The sequence below is a fragment of the Streptomyces sp. NRRL S-244 genome, from assembly GCF_000717915.1.
In the GTDB taxonomy this organism is placed as follows: domain Bacteria; phylum Actinomycetota; class Actinomycetes; order Streptomycetales; family Streptomycetaceae; genus Streptomyces.
On record NZ_JOCX01000031.1, the window covers coordinates 34018 to 53737 of the forward strand.

Consider the following 19720-nt stretch of genomic DNA (forward strand, 5'->3'; position numbering starts at 1 on the left):
GCCTTGCTCCTTCACAGATGGCGACGTCGCTGCGCGGCTTGCCGGTCGTACTCTTCGCGGGCCGCGGCCGCGGACTTGCGTGTCGCGGTCTCGGCCACAGGAACATCCCACCACGCCTGTGCCGGGGGCGGGCCCGACACAGTGTCGGGTGTTCGGGTCTGTGCGTAGACACATGTGGGACGGTCCGCCGCACGCGCTTCCGCGAGGGCTTTCCGCAGGTCACCGATGGTGCGGGTGCGGATCACCGCCATTCCGAGGGAGGCCGCGTTCGCCGCGAGGTCCAGCGGCAGCGGCGCGCCGGTGTACGAACCGTCGTCCGCCCGGAAGCGGTAGGCGGTCCCGAAGCCCTCCGCGCCCACGGCCCCGGAGAGGCCGCCGATGGAGGCGTATCCGTGGTTGTCGAGGATCACCACCTTGATCGGGACGCCCTCCTGCACGGCCGTGACGAGCTCGGTCGGGTTCATCAGGTACGTCCCGTCGCCGACCAGCGCCCACACCGGGCGCCCGGGGGCGGCGAGCGCGACCCCGATCGCGGCCGGGATCTCGTAGCCCATGCAGGAGTACCCGTACTCCACGTGGTACTGGTCGGCCGAGCGGGCCCGCCACAGCTTGTGCAGGTCCCCGGGGAGGGAGCCGGCGGCGTTGATCAGGATGTCCTCGGCGCCGACGACCGCGTCGAGCAGCCCGAGCACCTGTGCCTGCGTCGGGGCGGCGTCCTCGTCGGGAGCCGCGCAGGCCCGGTCGACCAGCAGCTCCCAGCCGCTTTTCTTTTCTTTGTACGCCGTCTCGTACCCGGGGTCCACGCGGTACCCGGCAGCCGCGGCCCGGAGGTCTTCCAGGCCCACTCGCGCATCGCAGACCACCGGCTGACCGGCGAGCTTGTGGGCGTCGTACGGGTCGAGGTTGAGCCCGAGGAAGCGGACGGCGGGATTCTGGAACAGGGTCCCCGAGGCGGTGGTGAAGTCGGTGAGCCGGGTCCCGGCGGCGATGACCAGGTCGGCGCCGCGGGCCAGCCCGTCGGCGGTGGCCGTGCCGGTGTGCCCGATGCCGCCGACATCGGCGGGGTGGTCGTACGGGAGCGCCCCCTTGCCCGCCTGCGTGCAGGCGACCGGGATCCCGGTCGCCTCGGCGAACTCCGCCAGCGCGGTCTGGGCCGCGCTGTGCCGGATCCCGCCGCCGGCGACGATCAGCGGGCGCGCGGAGCCCCGTACGGCTTCGGCGGCCCGCGCGAGCTCGTCCCGGTCGGGCCGGGGCCGGCGTACGGCCCACACGCGCTCGGCGAAGAACTCGGGCGGCCACTCGTACGCCTCGGCCTGGACGTCCTGCGGCAGCGCCAGGGTCACCGCGCCGGTCTGCACGGGGTCGGTGAGGACCCGCATCGCCTGGAGGGCGGCCGGGATCAGGGCCTCGGGCCGGGTGATCCGGTCGAAGTGGCGGGAGACGGGCCGGAGCGTGTCGTTGACGGAGATGTCGCCCGCGTAGGGCACCTCCAGCTGCTGGAGGACGGGATCGGCGGGCCGGGTGGCGAAGGTGTCGCCGGGCAGGAGGAGTACGGGAATCCGGTTGATGGTGGCGAGGGCGGCCCCGGTGACGAGGTTGGTGGCGCCGGGCCCGATCGAGGTGGTGACGGCGTGGGCCGAGAGCCGCCCGCACTGGCGGGCGTACCCGACGGCGGCGTGCACCATGGCCTGCTCGTTGCGCCCCTGGAGGAACGGCATTCCGCCAGGGGCCCCGCCCGGCGCCCCGCCCGGCATCCCGCCAGGCCCCCTGCCAGCCGCCCCACCCGGTCCGCTCTCCAGCAGGGCCTGCCCGATGCCGGCGACGTTCCCGTGCCCGAAGATCCCCCAGGTGGCGGCGATCAGCCGCTGCCTGCGCCCGTCGCGTTCGGTGTACTGGGCGGCCAGGAACCGTACGAGGGCCTGGGCCACGGTGAGCCTCATCGGGTCTCGTCCTCCGCTCGGTAGAAGGGCAGCCGGGGGTCGGCGTCCTGGCCGGACCAGGTGTCCCGGATCCAGGCGTGGTCGGGGTGGTCCCGGATCAGCCACTCGCGGGGCTGCCCCGGGGGGCCTGCCATGACGTTGAGGTAGTACATGTCGTGCCCGGGAGCCGCGATGGACGGCCCGTGCCAGCCGTCCGGGATGAGCACCGCGTCCCCGGTCCTCACCTCGGTGAGGATGTCGGTCTTCCCGGCGGGGGACGGGGTGACACGCTGGTAGCCGAGGCCGGGGGTGTCGTCGCCGTCCGGGCCGCCGCGGTGCGGGGCGATCTCGAAGTAGTAGACCTCTTCCAGGCGGGACTCGTCGCCGGGATGGAACTCGTCGTGCTTGTGGGGCGGGTACGAGGACCAGTTCCCGCCGGGGGTGAGCACCTCGACGGCGATCAGGCGGTCGCAGTCGAAGACGTCGGCGGCGGCGAAGTTGTTGACCTGGCGCGTGCAGTGGCCGGCTCCGCGGATCTCCACGGGGACGCCCCGGGCGGGCCCGTACCGGGCGGGCAGGATCCGTTCGCACCGCGCCCCGACGAGCGCGAACCGCCCTCCGGCGGCGGACCCGATCACGGCCTGCCCGTCCCGGGGCAGGTACGCGAAGTCGCTCACCCCGCTGAACACGCTCTCCCGCCCGCGCAGTTCGAACACCTCCGGCCCCGCCGGCTCTTGTGGCCGGGGAACCTGCTCCACGCAGCGGACCACGCACGCCCCGGCCAGCGGGAGGACGATCCACTCCCGGTCCCCGCACGCGTGCGTGTGCGCCTCACCCGGTTCGAGCTCCAGCACCCGCAGCGCCGTGAACTCCATCTCGTGCGATCCGGTCACCTTCACGACTCCAGCACCTCCTCCACCTCCTTGGCGTACGGCATCGCCGCCGAGCACGCCAGCCTCGAAGCCACGATCGCCCCCGCCGCGTTGGCGAACCGGAGCACCCGCTCCAGGTCCCACCCCGCCAGCAGCCCGTGGCACAGCGCGCCCCCGAACGCGTCCCCGGCCCCCAGCCCGTTCACCACGTCGACCGGAACCGCCGGGGCCTGCACCACCGTTCCGTCCCGCCGCATCGCCAGTACCCCTTCCGGCCCCCGTTTCACCACCGCCAGCTCCACGCCGGCCGCCAGCAGCGCCCGCGCCGCGGCCCGCGGTTCGGACTCGCCGGTCGCGATCTCGCATTCCTGTACGTTCCCGACCGCCACCGTGGCGAGGCCCAGCGCCTGTGCGTACGCCTCGCCCGGCTCCCCCTCCCACAGCATCGGCCGCCAGTCGAGGTCGAAGACCGTGATCCCGGACTTCGCGCGCGCCTCCAGCGCGGCGAGGGTCGCGGACCGGCTCGGCTGCGCGCTCAGTCCCGTCCCCGTCATCCAGAACACCCGCGCGGCCCGTACCGCCGCCAGGTCCAGCTCCTCCGGCTCGATCTCCAGGTCGGGGGCCTTCGGCAGCCGGTAGAAGTACAGCGGGAAATCGTCCGGCGGGAAGATCTCGCAGAACGTCAGCGGGGTCGGATACCCCGCCACTTCCCCCGCCCACCGGTCGTCCACCCCGAATCCCCGCAGCTCAGCCCGTAGATAGGCGCCGAAGGGGTCCGCTCCGGTCCGGGTGATCACCGCCACCCGGCGGCCCAGCCGGGCCGCCGCGACGGCGACGTTGGCGGGCGAGCCGCCCAGGAACTTCCCGAAGGTGTCCGCTTCCGCCAGCGGTACACCCGTTGTCAGCGGGTAGAGATCCACCCCGATCCGCCCCATGGTGATCACGTCGAACGCGACATCGTCCGCGGTCGTCACAGGCAGTCCTCCCACTCGTCTCGCACCCTAAGGTGGCCGTCATGACGTCCTCCCCCACCGCGTTGACCCGTATCCGCATCGGTTCGGCTCCGGACTCCTGGGGTGTCTGGTTCCCCGACGATCCGCTCCAGATCCCGTGGGAGCGGTTCCTCGACGAGGTCGCCGACTCCGGGTACGAGTGGATCGAGCTCGGCCCGTACGGCTACCTGCCCACCGACCCCGCCCGCCTCGCGGAGGAGACCGCCGGACGGGGCCTGCGCGTCAGTGCCGGCACCGTCTTCACCGGACTCCATCACGGGCCCGCCGTCTGGGAGCAGACCTGGGAGCACGTGTCGCGGATCGCGGCGCTCACCCAGGCCATGGGCGCGGGCCACCTCGTCGTCATCCCGTCCTTCTGGCGCGACGACAAGACCGGCAAGGTGCTGGAGGACCGCACCCTCACCCCCGCGCAATGGCGTGAACTGACCACGCAGACCGAGCGCCTGGGCCGCGAGGTGCGGGACCGGTACGGGCTGCGGATCGTCGTCCACCCGCATGCCGACACGCACATCGACACCCCTTCGAGCGTGGCCCGCTTCCTGGACGCCACCGACCCGGACCTGGTCTCCCTGTGCCTGGACACCGGTCACTACGCCTACTGCGGCGGCGACAGCGTCCAGGCCATCGAGACCTTCGCCGAGCGGATCGGCTACCTCCACCTCAAGCAGGTCGACCCGCGGATCCTCGCCGAAGTCCTCGCGGAGCAGCTGCCCTTCGGGCCGGCCGTCGGGCGCGGGGTGATGTGCGAGCCTCCGTCGGGGGTGCCCGCGCTGGAGCCCGTCCTCGCAGCCGCCCAGCGGCTCGGCGTGGACCTCTTCGCCATCGTGGAGCAGGACATGTACCCGTGCCCGCCCGACCGGCCGCTGCCGATCGCCCGCCGCACCCGCGCCTACCTGCGCTCCTGCGGCGCCCGCTGACTCCCCGGAGGGAACACGACATGAGCACGCTGGGCATCGCCGTCATCGGGACGGGGAAGATGGGCGCCGACCATGTCCGCCGGATCGGGCGGACGGTGGGTGGGGCCCGGGTGGTGGCCGTGGCCGATCCGGACGGGGACCGGGTGAAGGCGGTCGCGGCGGATCTGGACGGCGCGAGCGCGCACACGGATCCGGCGGCGGCGATGGACGCTCCGGGAGTCCAGGCCGTACTGATCGCCTCCCCGGGGCCCGCCCACGAGGAGGCGATCCTGCACGCCCTGGGGCGGGAGTTGCCGGTGCTGTGCGAGAAGCCGCTGACCCCGGATCCGGCCGGGGCGCTGCGGGTGATGGAGGCGGAGCAGCGGCTGGGCCGGCGCCTGGTGCAGGTGGGGTTCATGCGGCGGTTCGACGCCGAGTACGAGCGGCTGAAGGAGCTGCTGGACGCGGGCGGGATCGGCCGGCCGCTGTTCCTGCACTGCCGGCACCGCAATGCCTCCTCGCCCTCCTTCTTCACCAGCGACATGCTGATCACCGACTCCGTCGTGCACGAGGTCGACGCGGCGCGCTGGCTGCTCGGGCAGGAGATCACGGCCGTGTCCGTACTCTCCCCGACGCCGAGCTCGGCGGCCCCCGAGGGGCTGCGCGATCCCCGGCTGGTCCTGCTGGAGACCGCGGGCGGGGCCATCGTCGACGTGGAGATCTTCGTCAACTGCGGCTTCGGCTACGAGGTCCGGTGCGAGGCGGTCGGCGAGTCCGGCAGCGCCCAGATCGGTGAGGGCCAGGCGATGGTCGTCCGGTCCGCGGGCCGCAGCTCCGGCGAGATCGCGCAGGATTTCACCGTGCGCTTCGCCGACGCGTACGACCGCCAGCTGCGGCGCTGGGTGGCCGCGGCCGCGCAGGGCCGGGTGGCCGGGCCCGACGCCTGGGACGGCTACGCGGCGGCCGCCGTCTCCGCGGCGGGGCTCGCCGCCGCGCACAGCGGCGTACGGACCCCGGTGGAGCTGGTGGAGCGCCCCGCCCTCTACCGCTGAACCCTCCTCCCTCTCCTTCCCGTTGTGGCGCATGTGTCACAGGCGTCGCCGTTGTGTCACGCATATCCCCATTACGCGGGTATTTCGTCACAGCCGGTCCACAAGGCCTCTCACGCCTTCCCCCTCTGTCGTTCTCCGGGCACAACCCGAGTGATCGTCACTGTCCACGCGTCGGCTCCCCCGACGGCCCTCCCGGCCGGCCCCGCCCCGTGGACAAGGAGGTGTCGTGGATGAGCGACCGACAGCTGTGGTCGTACAAGGAGATCGCCGCCCATATCCGGGTCCAGCCGGACACGGTGCGCTCGTACCGCAAGCACGGGCTGCTCCCCGCTCCCGACCAGGTGGAAGGCGGCAAGCCCTACTGGTACGCCGACACCATCCGCACCTGGGTCGCCCGCCGCCCCGGCAACCGGGGCCGCCGCGAGGACTGACCCCGGCCGGGCCCCGGCGCCGGCCGTAGCCGCCGGGGCCCGGCCTGACCCGCGGGCGAACCGCTAGCGGCTGCCCGCCGGTATGCGGTCCGGCTCGGGGGCGTCCCCCGGCGCCTCCCCTGCCGTCTTCGGCGGCGCCGTCGGCGCGGACTCCCCTTCGCTCAGCCCGAACCGCTCGTGCAGTCGCCGCAGCGGGCCCGGCGCCCACCAGGTGGCCCTCCCCGTCAGCTTCATGACCGCCGGCACCAGCAGGCTCCGTACGACCAGCGCGTCCATCAGCACGGCCAGCGCGATCCCGAGCCCCAGCATCTTGGTGTTGGTCACCCTGGAGCTGCCGATGGCCACCATCACCACCGCCAGGATCACGGCCGCCGCGGTGATCAGCCCGCCCGTGCGGACCAGTCCGGTGCGCACCGCCCCCTCGTGGTCCCCGGTCCGCTCGTACTCCTCCTTGATGCGGGATATGAGGAACACCCCGTAGTCCATGGAGAGTCCGAAGGCGATGCAGAACATCAGCACGGGCAGGGTGGTCTCGATGTCCCCGGTGGAGGTGAAGGAGAGCGGCCCGGAGAGGTGACCGTCCTGGAAGACCCACACCACCGCCCCGAACATCGCCGTCAGGCTCAGTGCGTTGAGCAGGACCGCCTGGACGGGTATCAGCACGCTTCCGGTGAGCAGGAAGACCAGCAGGAGCGTGGCCAGGACCACCAGGGCCAGCGCGGCCGGCAGTTTCTCCGATATCGCCTTCTGGGCGTCGACGAGGACGGCCGCCTGTCCGGTCACCGCGGTGTCGAACGGGGCGTCCACCTTCCGCACCTCCCCGACGAGGTCCTGGGCCCGCTGCCCCACCGGCTCGCCGTCGGTGACCACCGAGATGTACGCGTATCCCGGCCGGGATCCGGAGCTCACCGGCCCGTCCACCCGCACGCCGGGCAGGGCGGCCAGCCGGTCCCGGTAGGCGGCGAGGTCGGCGGGACCGGCCGCGCCCTCGGCCAGCACGGTCAGCCCGGCGCCGGGGCTGCCCGGGAAGCCGTCGCGGATCTGCTGCTGGACCAGGTGGGAGGCGGCCGTCTCCGGCAGCTGCCGGTCGTCCACGCTGCCGAACTTCACCCCGAGGAAGGGCAGTCCCAGCAGCAGCAGCCCGGCCGTGGTGGCGATGGCGAACACCGGGGCCCGGCGCATCACCAGCGCGGTCGTCCACGCCCAGCCCCGCCCGGCCTCGGCCCCGGCGGCCGCGCCCGGCGTCCCGGCGCCCGCCCCGGGCCGGTTGCGCCGCCACAGTCTCCGCAGGTCGAGGGAGTTGACCCGCTCCCCGAGGAGCACCAGCGCCGCCGGCAGGAGGATGAGGGCGGCGGCCGCCGCGAGCAGGACCACCGCGACCCCGGCATAGGCGAAGGAGCGCAGGAAGTACATCGGGAAGAACAGCATCGCCGAGAGCGAGACGGCCACGGTCAGCGCCGAGAACAGCACCGTGCGCCCGGCGGTGCGCAAGGTGGCCCCCACGGCCGCCGCCGGATCCCGCCCGGCGGCGAGCTCCTCGCGGAACCTCCGCACGATGAACAGGGCGTAGTCGATGGCGAGTCCGAGGCCGAGCGCGGTGGTCAGGTTCTGGGCGAAGACGGAGACGTCGGTGAACTCGGTGAGGCCGCGCAGCACGGCATTGGTGCCGAGGATGGCGACGATGCCCACGCCCAGCGGCAGCAGCGCGGCCACGGCGCTGCCGAAGACGAGGACGAGCAGGACGAGGGTCACCGGCAGGGCGATCACCTCGGCGCGCAGCAGGTCCTCCTGGATGGTGGTGGTCACCTCGCGCTGGACGGCGACCGGCCCCCCGAGGGAGACGTTCACCGGCCCGTGCCCGCCCCGGTAGTGCGGGGCGATCCGCTCCAGTACGGCGGCGCGGGTCTTCTCGTCGCCGAGCACCCGGGCGGCGATCAGGGCCTGCCGGCCGTCCTCGGAGCGCAGCGCGGGCAGGTGCGTGCGCCAGTACGAGCCGACCCCGGCCACCCCCTGTTCGGAGGCGAGTTGTGCGGTCAGCCGCTCGGCCTCGGCGGCGACGGCCGGATCGTCCACCCCGGACGCCCCCGGCCCGGCGGCGTCCACCAGCAGGAGCAGGTTGGGCTGGGAGCCCGGGAACTCGCGCTCCAGCACCTTGGCGGCGTAGGTGGACCGGGCGTCCGGGTCCTCCCAGCCGCCGCTGCCCATCCGGTCGGCGACGCCGCCTCCCGCGAGGACGGCCAGGGCCGTGACCACGAGGGCGAGCAGCAGTGAGAGCCGCGGCCGGGCCGTGACGAACCGGGTCCACCGTCCGCTCTCCCCAGACGACGGCGGTTTTTTGACTTCGGACATCACTCGGTGTCCCCTTCACCGTGATTGCCAGACAACTTAAGCTGGCAAACACGAGCAGTCGCTCGCGTTTTCCAAGAATGCGAGCGACCTCTCGCATTTGTCAATCACCCACGGGAAGCAGAGGACGGGACATGCCCGAGAGGCCCCAGGCCGAAAACGCCGCGAAGGCCCCAAAGGCCGCCAAGAAGACCGCCGAGAAGACCACTGAGAAGACCGCAAAGAAGGCGGCCGGGAAGGCGGCCGCCCCACGCCGCCAGGCCCGCGGCGAGCGCCGGATCGCCCAGCTCCTGGACGCCGCCGCCAGCGTGTTCTGCCGTACCGGCTACGCCGCGGCCAGCACCAACGCCATCGCCCGCGAGGCGGAGGTCTCACCGGGCACGCTCTACCAGTTCTTCCCGAACAAGGAGGCCATCGCCATCCACCTGGGCGACGAGCTGCTCCGGCGCGCCCGCGACATGCACGGCCAGGCCTTCCTCCCCGAGAACCTGGACAAGCCCCTGCCCGAACTGCTCGACGCCGTCCTGGACCCGGTCATCGCCTTCAACTGCGAGAACCCGGCCTTCTGGGCCCTCATGCACGGCTCCGGCATCCCCGGCATCACCCAGGAGCGCGAGGAGCTGCACGCCGGCCTGCTGACCCGGGTCCAGGACGTCCTGCGCACCTTCTGCCCGGACGGCTCACCCGAGGAGCTCACTCGCGTCTCCGGCATGATCCTGGGCATCTTCAAGGCGGCGCTCGACCTGATCCTGGCGAGCGAGGGCGCCGAGCGCGCCGCGTACGTCACCGAGCTGAAGACCGTGCTGCTGCGCTACGTCGAGCCGATGGTCGCCATTCCCCACCTTCACTGACCCGGCCGCGCCACATACCGGCACGTCGCCCCGGCTGTCGCCTCGCACACTCGCATTGATACCCCCTAGGGGTATAGTCTTCGAGTGTCGGGAGGACGGTGGGGTGACACCACCTGGCACCGCCGTCCCCGGCGACCGGATACGCCCTTGAAGAGGAGAACGACATGACCGCCGAGACGGACACCCAGACCACCACCGTCTACCGGGTGACCGGCATGACCTGCGGCCACTGCGAGGGCGCGGTGACCACCGAGATCTCCGCCCTGCCCGGCGTCAGCTCGGTCAAGGCCGTCGCCGCGACCGGCGAGGTCACCGTGGTCTCCGCCACCCCGCTCGCCGAGGAGGACGTGCGCGCCGCCGTGGACGAGGCCGGGTACGAGTTCGCCGGCCAGGCCGGCTGAGCCCGCTCCCTCCCTCCTCCGCAGTACCCCGCCGGGCCGTGCCGGCCAGCTCATACTGGTTCCGTACGACCCGGCCTTCCCCCTGGAGCCGGACATGAGCAGCAGCACAGTGCACGACGGGCCCATAGCGGCGGCCGAGGCCGCCGAGGTGGAGCTGACCATCGGCGGGATGACCTGCGCCTCCTGCGCCGCCCGCATCGAGAAGAAGCTGAACCGGATGGACGGGGTCACCGCGACGGTGAACTACGCCACCGAGAAGGCCCGCGTGTCCTACGGGGGCGGCGTCCAGGTCGCCGACCTGATCGCGACCGTCGTCAAGACCGGGTACACCGCCGAGGAGCCCCCGCCGCCGGAACCGGAACGGGAACCGGAGACCGCGCACCCCGGGACCGGGGCCGGGGCCGAGACCGCGACCGCCCGCGACCCCGAACTGGCCGCGCTGCGCCGGCGGCTGCTGGTCTCCGCCGCCCTGGCCCTCCCCGTCGTCCTGCTGTCGATGATCCCGGCCCTCCAGTTCGACAACTGGCAGTGGCTCTCGCTGACCCTGGCCGCCCCCGTGGTCGTCTGGGGCGGCCTCCCCTTCCACAAGGCCGCCTGGACCAACGCCCGGCACGGCGCCGCCACCATGGACACCCTGGTCTCGGTCGGCACGCTCGCCGCCTTCACCTGGTCGCTGTGGGCCCTGTTCTTCGGCCACGCCGGGATGCCGGGCATGCGGCACGGCTTCGACTTCTCGGTCTCCCGCACGGACGGCTCCTCCTCGATCTACCTGGAGGTCGCCGCCGGCGTCGTCAGCTTCATCCTGCTCGGCCGCTACCTGGAGGCCCGCTCCAAGCGGAAGGCCGGCGCCGCCCTCAAGGCCCTGCTGGAGCTCGGCGCGAAGGACGTAGCCGTCCTGCGCGGCGGCACCGAGGTACGGATCCCGGTGGCGCAGCTCGCGGTCGGCGACCGGTTCGTCGTCCGGCCCGGCGAGAAGATCGCCACCGACGGCACGGTCGTCGAGGGCGCCTCCGCCGTGGACGCCTCGATGCTGACCGGCGAGTCCGTCCCGGTCGAGACCGGCGTGGGCGACTCCGTCACCGGCGCCACCGTCAACGCCTCGGGCCGCCTCGTCGTCGAGGCCACCCGGATCGGCGCCGACACCCAGCTCGCCCGGATGGCCCGGCTCGTCGAGGACGCGCAGAACGGCAAGGCCGAGGTGCAGCGCCTCGCCGACCGGATCTCCGGGGTCTTCGTACCGGTCGTACTGGTGCTGGCGCTCGGCACCTGGGTCACCTGGCTGCTGATCACCGACAACCCCACCGCCGCCTTCACCGCCGCCGTGGCCGTGCTGATCATCGCCTGCCCCTGCGCCCTGGGCCTGGCCACGCCGACCGCGCTGATGGTCGGTACGGGGCGCGGCGCGCAGCTCGGGATCCTGATCAAGGGCCCCGAGGTGCTGGAGTCCACCCGCCGCGTGGACACGGTCGTGCTCGACAAGACCGGTACGGTCACCACCGGCCGGATGACCCTGACCGGCGTGCACACCGCCGAAGGCGTGGACGACCAGGAACTGCTCCGGCTCGCGGGCGCGCTGGAGCACGCCTCCGAGCACCCGATCGCCCGGGCCGTCGCCACCGGCGCGGCCGAGGCGGCGGGCGCCCTGCCGGTGCCGGAGTCCTTCGACAACCTCGCCGGACTCGGCGTCCAGGGCGTCGTCGACGGACACGCCGTCCTGGTCGGCCGCGAGCAGTTGCTGGCCGACTGGTCGATCGCCCTGCCCGCCGGCCTCGCGGGCGCCAAGGCGGCGGCCGAGGCCGAGGGCGGCACCGCCGTCCTGGTGGCCTGGGACGGGGCGGCACGAGGGGTCCTGACCGTGGCCGACGCGGTCAAGGAGACCAGCGCCGAGGCGGTGTCGCAGCTGCGGGCGCTGGGCCTGACCCCGGTGCTGCTGACCGGCGACAACAAGGCGGTCGCCGAGACGGTGGCCCGCGCGGTCGGCATCGAAGAGGTGATCGCCGAGGTCCTCCCGCAGGACAAGGTGGACGTCGTACGCCGGCTGCAGGCGCAGGGCCGTACGGTCGCCATGGTGGGCGACGGGGTCAACGACGCGGCCGCGCTGGCCCAGGCGGACCTCGGCCTGGCCATGGGCACCGGCACCGACGCGGCGATCGAGGCGAGCGACCTGACACTCGTACGGGGGGACCTGCGGGTCGCGGCGGACGCGATCAGGCTCTCCCGGCGGACCCTGGCCACCATCAAGGGCAACCTGTTCTGGGCCTTCGGCTACAACGTGGCGGCCTTGCCGCTCGCGGCCGCAGGCCTGCTCAACCCGATGATTGCGGGGGCCGCGATGGCGTTCTCCTCCGTTTTCGTGGTGAGCAACAGCCTCCGCTTGCGAACCTTCCGCTAATGGATCTTCTCCTCAGCCTGCGCACACTTCCTTCACAGGAGACGCAGATCACAGTGATTGCAACGTAACCATCTGGCACTGCAGTGGGTCTAATGGGGCGATGCCGGGAACGTCTTGGGGGACGTTCACGGAGGTCTTGGGGGACGTCCGGGGCATCAGCCGGCCGGGACGCGTGCCCAACGGGGTGCTTTGAGCGGCCCTCCCGACCCGTACGGGTCCCGGCAGACACCCTCTGGAGCGCACCGCGCGTGCGCTCCTCGCCGACGCCCCGGCTCGGGTCCCGTGGGGGGAATCCGTTCCGGGGAAAGGAAAGCGCCCCGACCGTCGACCCGTGGGGGGATCGACGGCGGGGCGCTTTTCGCTTGCTTGAGAGGTACCTCGGGTCAGCGGGCCTCGACCGGGACGAAGTCGCGCAGGACCTCGCCGGTGTAGATCTGGCGCGGACGGCCGATGCGGGAACCCGGCTCCTTGATCATCTCGTGCCACTGGGCGATCCAGCCGGGAAGGCGGCCGAGCGCGAAGAGCACGGTGAACATCTCGGTGGGGAAGCCCATGGCCCGGTAGATCAGGCCGGTGTAGAAGTCCACGTTCGGGTAGAGGTTGCGCGAGACGAAGTACTCGTCGGCCAGCGCGTGCTCTTCCAGCTTGAGCGCGATGTCGAGCAGCTCGTCGCTCTTGCCGAGCGACGAGAGGACATCGTGGGCCGCCGCCTTGATGATCTTCGCCCGGGGGTCGAAGCTCTTGTAGACGCGGTGCCCGAAGCCCATGAGGCGGACGCCGTCTTCCTTGTTCTTCACCTTGCGGATGAAGGCGTCGACGTCGCCGCCGTCGTTCTTGATGCCCTCGAGCATCTCCAGGACGGACTGGTTGGCGCCACCGTGCAGCGGACCCCACAGGGCCGAGATGCCGGCGGAGATCGAGGCGAACATGTTCGCCTGCGAGGAGCCGACCAGGCGCACGGTGGAGGTCGAGCAGTTCTGCTCGTGGTCCGCGTGCAGGATCAGCAGCTTGTCGAGCGCCGAGACCACGACGGGGTCCAGGTCGTACTCCTGGGCCGGCACGGAGAAGGTCATGCGCAGGAAGTTCTCGACGTAGCCGAGGTCGTTGCGCGGGTAGACGACCGGGTGGCCGACCGACTTCTTGTACGCGTACGCCGCGATCGTCGGGAGCTTGGCCAGCAGGCGGATCGTCGAGAGGTGGCGCTGCTTCTCGTCGAACGGGTTGTGGCTGTCCTGGTAGAACGTCGACAGCGCGCTGACCACGGAGGACAGCATCGCCATCGGGTGCGCGTCACGCGGGAAGCCGTCGTAGAACCGCTTCACGTCCTCGTGCAGCAGCGTGTGCTGGGTGATCTCGTTGCGGAACGACGCGAGCTGGTCGACGGTCGGCAGCTCACCGTTGATCAGCAGGTACGCGACCTCGATGAAGGTCGAACGCTCGGCCAGCTGCTCGATCGGGTAACCGCGGTAGCGCAGGATGCCCTGCTCACCGTCGAGGTAGGTGATCGCGGACTTGTAGGCGGCGGTGTTGCCGTAGCCGCTGTCCAAAGTGACGAGCCCGGTCTGGGCCCTCAGCTTCGAGATGTCGAAGCCCTGGTCACCGACAGTGCTTTCGACCACCGGGTAGGTGTATTCACCGTCCGCGTACCGGAGTACTACAGAGTTGTCGCTCACGTCATCCCTCACCGACGTAGTGCCTCTTCTTCGAGGTGCCCTGACTGCCTCTACCTTCCCCCATTTGGCGCAGGAGAGTGCACTCGGGGTCGGCCTTTGGTCCTTTTGACGGCACTGAGTGCCTTCAACCTGCTCATCCTGCCCCCTCCGCACCGGTGCCGGAACCCAAAATGATCGATCATTTAGGTGATGTTTCCCACCGGTATCCGGCCGGACAGCCTGGGCGCGACCGCCGTGTACCTCCTGCCTGCGGAAACGGTACGCACAGCCTGGCCGAGCGCTTTGCGGGACCCGACCAGCACGACCAGTTTCTTCGCCCTGGTCACCGCCGTGTAGAGCAAGTTGCGCTGGAGCATCATCCAAGCCCCGGTGGTGACGGGGATCACCACGGCCGGATATTCACTCCCTTGGGAACGGTGGATGGTGACGGCGTACGCGTGCGCCAGCTCGTCCAGCTCGGCGAACTCGTAACCGACCTCCTCGTCCTCCTCCGTCCGCACCGTCAGCCGCTGTTCGTCCACGTCGAGGGCGGTGACCACGCCGACCGTGCCGTTGAAGACGCCGTTGGCGCCCTTCTCGTAGTTGTTCCGGATCTGGGTGACCTTGTCGCCGACGCGGAAGACCCGGCCGCCGAACCGCTTCTCGGGCAGGTCCGGCCGGGCCGGCGTGATGGCCTGCTGGAGCAGCCCGTTGAGGTTTCCGGCGCCGGCCGGGCCGCGGTGCATGGGCGCGAGCACCTGGATGTCGCGGCGCGGGTCGAGTCCGAACCTGGCCGGAATCCGCCGGGCGGCCACGTCCACGGCGAGCCGCCCGGCCTCCTCGGTGTCCTCCTCCGGGAACAGGAAGAAGTCCGGCAGCCCGTCGGTGAGCGGCGGCAGGCCGGTGTTGATCCGGTGGGCGTTGGTGACCACGCCCGACTGCTGGGCCTGCCGGAAGATCCGGGTCAGCCGGACCGCGGGTACGGGACCGCCCTCGGCCAGCAGGTCCCGCAGCACCTCGCCGGCGCCGACCGAGGGCAGCTGGTCCACATCCCCGACCAGCAACAGGTGTGCACCCGGTGCCACCGCCTTGACCAGCTTGTTCGCCAGCAGCAGGTCCAGCATCGAGGCCTCGTCGACGACGACCAGGTCCGCGTCCAGCGGGCGCTCCCGGTCGTACGCCGCGTCCCCGCCCGGCTTGAGCTCCAGCAGCCGGTGCACGGTGGAGGCCTCGGCCCCGGTGAGCTCCGAGAGCCGCTTCGCGGCCCGGCCGGTGGGCGCGGCGAGCACGACCTTGGCCTTCTTGGCCCGGGCCAGCTCCACGATCGAGCGGACGGTGAAGGACTTCCCGCAGCCCGGCCCGCCGGTCAGGACGGCCACCCGGCGGGTCAGCGCCAGGGTGACGGCGTCCCGCTGCTCGGGGGCCAGCTTGGCCCCGGTGCGCCCGGCCAGCCAGCCGAAGGCCTTGTCCCACTCCACGTCCTGGAAGCCCGGCATCCGGTCGTCCTCGGCGTTCAGGAGCCGCCGCACCTGCCCGACCAGCGACAACTCGGCCCGGTGGAAGGGCACCAGGTACACGGCGGTCAGCGGCGGCCCGCCCTGCGGATCGGGCACGGCCTCCCGCACGACCCCCTCCGGATCGGCGGCGAGCTCGGCCAGGCATTCGATGACCAGCCCGGTGTCCACTTGGAGGAGTTTGACCCCGTCGGCGATGAGCCGCTCCTCGGGCAGGAAGCAGTGCCCCTGGTCGGTGGACTGGGACAGGGCGTACTGGAGGCCGGCCTTGACCCGCTCGGGGCTGTCGTGCGGTATGCCGACGGCCTGGGCGATCCGGTCGGCGGTCAGGAAGCCGATGCCCCACACGTCGGCGGCGAGCCGGTACGGCTGGTTCTTGACCACCGAGATGGAGGCGTCGGCGTACTTCTTGTAGATCCGGACCGCGATGGAGGTGGAGACGCCGACGCCCTGGAGGAAGACCATGACCTCCTTGATCGCCTTCTGCTCCTCCCAGGCGGCGCCGATCAGCTTGGTCCGCTTGGGGCCGAGTCCCGGCACCTCGATGAGCCGCTTCGGCGCCTCCTCGATCACGTCGAGGGTGTCGGTGCCGAAGTGCTCCACGATCCGGTCGGCGATCTTCGGGCCGATGCCCTTGATCAGGCCGGAGCCGAGGTAGCGGCGTATGCCCTGGATGGTCGCGGGGAGCACCGTGCGGTAGTTCTCCACCGTGAACTGCTTGCCGTACTGGGGGTGGGAGCCCCAGCGGCCCTCCATGCGCAGCGATTCGCCGGGCTGGGCCCCGAGCAGGGAGCCGACCACCGTGAGCAGGTCCCCGCTGCCGCGGCCGGTGTCGACGCGGGCGACCGTGTACCCGCTCTCCTCGTTGGCGTAGGTGATGCGCTCGAGCACCCCCTCGACCACTGCCAGTTGCACCGCCCCGTTGGTTGCCATGGCACGAAGCTACCGCCCGGCGCCGACAGCCCGTCAGCCCTGTGGATAACCCGCGGCACCGTGCGACACCTTGCGACGACCCACGACGACCCGCGACAACCCGCGACAACCCAGAAGGGGGTCCGGCCTCGCGGCCGGACCCCCTCACGGTTACCCCTCCCGTGTCGGACTTCCCGATCCCCCCAGATCCCTCCCCGGAAGTGCCGACGCACCATACGACCCGCTGCCCCGCTCCTGGGTTGCACGCGGAATCGGAACTTTACGTTTCCATTACCTCGGCGGGCTCGGGAGCCGATCCGAAGTGCCTGTGAATCACCACAGAAGTAGCGTTTCAGGCATGAGCGAATCTTCAATCCAGGACGACGTGCTCGGCGAGCTGGGCCCGGACCGGCTGAGCGAGATCGCCGGCATGCTCGGTACCGACGCGGCGGGTGCCCGCGAGACCGTCGCGACCACGGTCGGCGCCATGACCGGCGGCCTCCAGGAGAAGGCCGGCGCCGATGACGACGACGGCAACGAGGTCCGCCAGGCCTTCGCCGAGGTGGCCGAACCCCCGTTGCAGGGCGTGGCCACGCTCGGCGGCGGGCTGCTCGGCGGCGGGCTGATGGCCGGGGTGCTCGCGAAGGTGAGCAAGCCGGTCGCGGCGGCGGTGTCCAAGAAGACCGGCATCCCCGCGGCCACCGTCACCCGCGTCATCGAGTTGCTGATCCCGGTGCTGCTGACGGTCTTCGCCAAGCGCGCGGCGGCCGGCAAGGGCGCCGCCGCCGGAGCCCCGGGCTCCGCTCCCGGAAACGCTCCCGGCGCCGCCCCGGCCGAGGGCGGCGGACTCGGCGACCTGCTCGGCCAGATCCTGGGCGGCGGCAAGAAGTAGCCCGCTACCCTGGGGCGCCATGGAGCCCCCTGCTGACAACTCCGCCGCATCGGTACGGCTGCGGGAACCCGAGCCCGGGGAGCTGGGCTGGATCGTCCAGCGGCACGGCGCGCTCTACGCCGCCGAGTACGGCTGGAACGCGGACTTCGAGGGTCTGGTGGCCCGGATCGTCGCGGACTTCGCCGAGGACCACGACCCGTATCTGGAGCGGGTCTGGATCGCCGAGCTGGACGGCCGCCCGGTCGGCTCGGTGATGTGCGTGCGCGAGGAGGGCTCGCCCGGCACGGCACGGCTGAGACTGCTGCTCGTGGAGCCGGAGGGCCGGGGCCACGGCATCGGGTCCCTCCTCGTCGACGCCGTCGTCGCGTTCGCCCGCTCCGTCGGCTACCGCGAGCTGGTGCTGTGGACCAACGACGTGCTGACCTCCGCCCGTTCCCTCTACGAGCGCGCCGGGTTCACCCTGGTCTCCGAGCGCCCGCACCGCTCGTACGGCGTCACCCTCACGGGGCAGGACTGGCGGCTGCCGCTGCAGGAGGACTCCCCGCACTGACCTGCGCCGTACCGCCCTCCACCGGGCCGCCGCCCGACGCCGAACCACCGCCCGCCGCCGTCGTACGGGTGCCCGCCGCCGTCGTACGGGCGCCCGCTCGGGCGGGGGCCAGCGAGGTCATGCCCACCCCGCCGACCAGCAGCAGCGCCGCGACCCACCGCAGCCCCGAGATCCCCTCGCCCAGGACCAGCGCGGCCGAGGACATCCCGAACACCGGCACCAGCAGCGAGAACGGCGCGACCGACGAGGCCGGGTAGCGCTTCAGCAGGTGGTTCCAGGCCCCGAACCCGAACACGGTGGACACCCAGGCGACGTACGCGATGACCGCGACCCCCGACCAGTCCAGGGAGCGCAGCGCGGCCAGGTCCCGCTCGGGCCCCTCCAGCAGCAGCGAGAGCGCGAACAGCGGCAGCACCGGGACGGTGCACACCCAGACCATGAAGTTCAGCGCGTCGGGCGGGGACGCCTTGCGGGTCAGCACGTTGGACACGCCCCAGCAGGCGGCGGCCGCGACGACCAGGGTGAAGCCGAGCACCGGCCCGGAGGTGCCCCCGTCCACGGCGGCGACGGCGATCCCGGCGAGCGCGACGGCCATGCCGGCCATCCGGACCCGCCCCGGCCGCTCGCGCAGGACGAGGGAGGCGAGGACGGCGGTGAAGACGGACTGCACCTGGAGTACGAGCGAGGACAGTCCGGCCGGCATCCCGGCGGCCATACCGGTGAAGAGGAGGCCGAACTTGGCGACGCCGAGGGCCACTCCGACCGCGATGATCCACTTCCAGGCGGTCTTGGGCCGGCCGACGAAGAACACGGCGGGCAGCGCGGCGACGAGGAAGCGCAGGGCGGACAGGAGCAGCGGCGGGAAGTGGCCGAGTCCGATCTCGATGACGACGAAGTTGAAGCCCCAGACGGCGGCGACGAGTACGGCGAGTGCGGTGTGAACGGGACGCATGCTTCGAGCATCGACGCGGAAACCATGTAGCACCAGCGCGGATCTCTTCCGTGATGGATGAAGCATCGCTTACGGGTGTCCTGCGGCCCGGGGATGCCTACGATGGGCCGCATGCTCGACCTCTCCCGGCTGCGCGCCCTGCACGCCGTCTCCGTCCACGGCTCGGTCGCGGGCGCGGCGGCCGCGCTCGGCTACACCCCCTCCGCCGTGTCCCAGCAGATCGCCAAGCTGGAGCGGGAGACCCGGACCACGCTGCTGGAGCGGCGCGGGCGCGGCGTCGCGCTCACCGAGGAGGCCCGGCACCTCGCCGAGACCGCCCAGGAGTTGCTGGCGATCGTGGAGCGCGCCGAGACCACCCTGGAGGAGCGGCGCGGGCAGCCGAGCGGGCTGCTGACCGTGGCCGCCTTCGCGTCGGCGGCGCGCGGGCTCATGCCGGGGGCGCTCGCCGATCTCGCGCGCCGCCACCCCGCGCTGGACGTACGCCTCACCGAGGTCGACCCCCACCTGTCGGTGGACCTGGTGGCCCGGGGGGTCACCGATCTGGCGGTGGCCCACGACTGGGACATCGCCCCGCTGCCGGCCCCGGAGGGCGTCGAGCAGGTGGTCATCGGGGACGACCACTGCGACCTGGTCGTACCGCAGGACCACCCGTTCACCGAGCGGGCGGTCATCCGCCGGGCGGACCTCGGCGGCCAGCGCTGGGTCTGCCAGCCGCCCGGCCGGGTCTGCCACGACTGGCTGATGCGGACGCTGCGAACCGCCGGGTTCGAGCCCGACATCGCGCACGTGGCCGAGGAGAACCACACCATCGTCGCGCTGGTCGCGGCCGGGCTCGGGGTGGCCGTCGTACCCCGGCTGGGCACCGGGTCGCTGCCGCCGGGCGCGGTGGCCGTACCGCTGGAACCGGGCCCCGTACGCAGGTTGTACGCCGTGTGGCGGACGGGGGCGGCCCGCCGGCCGGCGATCACCGAGGCCGTACGGACCCTCCAGGAGCACTGGGCGTACGCGGCACCCCTTCCGGGGGACCTCCCGAGTGTCCGCGGCGGCCTTCGCGCGGCCCGGCAGTAGGGTCCGG

The 19720-nt window shown here is 72.2% G+C and carries 15 protein-coding genes and 1 pseudogene; 9 read left to right on the plus strand and 7 right to left on the minus strand.

Annotated features, from left to right (window positions below; genetic code table 11):
• Positions 1-11 precede the first annotated feature (11 nt).
• From iolD to iolC, 3 genes are read right to left on the minus strand one after another with little or no spacing between them, the layout of a single operon-like run.
• A complete protein-coding gene (gene iolD / locus IF02_RS0127525; RefSeq protein ID WP_030161554.1) occupies positions 12-1940 on the minus strand; it encodes a 3D-(3,5/4)-trihydroxycyclohexane-1,2-dione acylhydrolase (decyclizing) in 1929 nt (642 codons plus the stop codon).
• Positions 1937-2794, minus strand: a complete 858-nt coding sequence (iolB, locus tag IF02_RS0127530; protein WP_030161556.1) for a 5-deoxy-glucuronate isomerase — start codon at positions 2792-2794, stop codon at positions 1937-1939. Before iolB ends, iolD begins: the two co-directional genes overlap by 4 nt.
• A 20-nt stretch (positions 2795-2814) precedes the next feature.
• A complete protein-coding gene (iolC, locus tag IF02_RS0127535) occupies positions 2815-3726 on the minus strand; it encodes a 5-dehydro-2-deoxygluconokinase (protein WP_051696609.1) in 912 nt (303 codons plus the stop codon).
• An 80-nt stretch (positions 3727-3806) separates the two neighbouring features.
• Between iolC and IF02_RS0127540 the strand changes: the two genes are divergently transcribed.
• The 3 genes from IF02_RS0127540 (at position 3807) to IF02_RS0127550 (ending at position 6183) form a co-directional block, all read left to right on the plus strand.
• Positions 3807-4721 (plus strand): sugar phosphate isomerase/epimerase family protein, encoded by a 915-nt coding sequence (locus IF02_RS0127540; RefSeq protein ID WP_030161560.1) that lies wholly within the window; start codon positions 3807-3809, stop codon positions 4719-4721.
• A gap of 20 nt (positions 4722-4741) precedes the next feature.
• Entirely contained in the window at positions 4742-5752 is a 1011-nt protein-coding gene (locus IF02_RS0127545) for a Gfo/Idh/MocA family protein (protein ID WP_030161562.1), read from the plus strand.
• A gap of 230 nt (positions 5753-5982) precedes the next feature.
• Positions 5983-6183: a helix-turn-helix transcriptional regulator gene (locus tag IF02_RS0127550; RefSeq protein WP_030161564.1), complete on the plus strand. Its 201-nt coding sequence runs from the start codon at positions 5983-5985 to the stop codon at positions 6181-6183.
• Between the two features lie 63 nt (positions 6184-6246).
• On the opposite strand, the gene IF02_RS0127555 is transcribed toward IF02_RS0127550, so the two are convergent.
• The gene (locus IF02_RS0127555) at positions 6247-8532 is read right to left on the minus strand and encodes an MMPL family transporter (protein WP_030161566.1); all 2286 of its coding nucleotides are present in this window, start codon (positions 8530-8532) and stop codon (positions 6247-6249) included.
• A 131-nt stretch (positions 8533-8663) separates the two neighbouring features.
• On the opposite strand from IF02_RS0127555, the gene IF02_RS0127560 reads away from it, so the two are divergent.
• The 3 genes from IF02_RS0127560 (at position 8664) to IF02_RS0127570 (ending at position 12173) form a co-directional block, all read left to right on the plus strand.
• Positions 8664-9380 (plus strand): TetR/AcrR family transcriptional regulator, encoded by a 717-nt coding sequence (locus tag IF02_RS0127560; RefSeq protein WP_030161568.1) that lies wholly within the window; start codon positions 8664-8666, stop codon positions 9378-9380.
• 164 nt (positions 9381-9544) lie between these two features.
• A complete protein-coding gene (locus IF02_RS0127565) occupies positions 9545-9781 on the plus strand; it encodes a heavy-metal-associated domain-containing protein (RefSeq protein ID WP_030161570.1) in 237 nt (78 codons plus the stop codon).
• 94 nt (positions 9782-9875) lie between these two features.
• Positions 9876-12173 (plus strand): heavy metal translocating P-type ATPase, encoded by a 2298-nt coding sequence (locus tag IF02_RS0127570; protein WP_030161572.1) that lies wholly within the window; start codon positions 9876-9878, stop codon positions 12171-12173.
• A gap of 383 nt (positions 12174-12556) precedes the next feature.
• On the opposite strand, the gene IF02_RS0127575 is transcribed toward IF02_RS0127570, so the two are convergent.
• Together IF02_RS0127575 and IF02_RS0127580 are read right to left on the minus strand one after the other, a co-directional pair.
• The gene (locus IF02_RS0127575) at positions 12557-13846 is read right to left on the minus strand and encodes a citrate synthase (RefSeq protein WP_030161574.1); all 1290 of its coding nucleotides are present in this window, start codon (positions 13844-13846) and stop codon (positions 12557-12559) included.
• Between the two features lie 182 nt (positions 13847-14028).
• A complete protein-coding gene (locus tag IF02_RS0127580; protein ID WP_030161576.1) occupies positions 14029-16272 on the minus strand; it encodes an ATP-dependent RecD-like DNA helicase in 2244 nt (747 codons plus the stop codon).
• Positions 16273-16609: 337 nt separating this feature from the next.
• On the opposite strand from IF02_RS0127580, the gene IF02_RS0127585 reads away from it, so the two are divergent.
• Positions 16610-17143: a DUF937 domain-containing protein gene (locus tag IF02_RS0127585; RefSeq protein ID WP_037837249.1), complete on the plus strand. Its 534-nt coding sequence runs from the start codon at positions 16610-16612 to the stop codon at positions 17141-17143.
• Between the two features lie 52 nt (positions 17144-17195).
• A pseudogene (locus IF02_RS0127590) lies at positions 17196-17693 on the plus strand (GNAT family N-acetyltransferase); the annotation flags it as partial.
• Here IF02_RS0127590 and IF02_RS0127595 read toward each other — a convergent pair.
• Positions 17644-18645 carry an EamA family transporter gene (locus tag IF02_RS0127595; RefSeq protein WP_030161582.1) on the minus strand — a complete coding sequence of 334 codons (1002 nt, stop codon included), beginning with the start codon at positions 18643-18645 and terminating at the stop codon, positions 17644-17646. The pseudogene IF02_RS0127590 and the gene IF02_RS0127595 sit on opposite strands and share 50 nt — an antisense overlap.
• Positions 18646-18756: 111 nt before the next feature.
• Here IF02_RS0127595 and IF02_RS0127600 point away from each other — a divergent pair, with 111 nt between their 5' ends.
• Complete coding sequence (locus tag IF02_RS0127600; RefSeq protein WP_030161584.1) at positions 18757-19713, plus strand: LysR family transcriptional regulator; 957 nt, start codon at positions 18757-18759, stop codon at positions 19711-19713.
• The last annotated feature ends 7 nt before the right edge of the window (positions 19714-19720 follow it).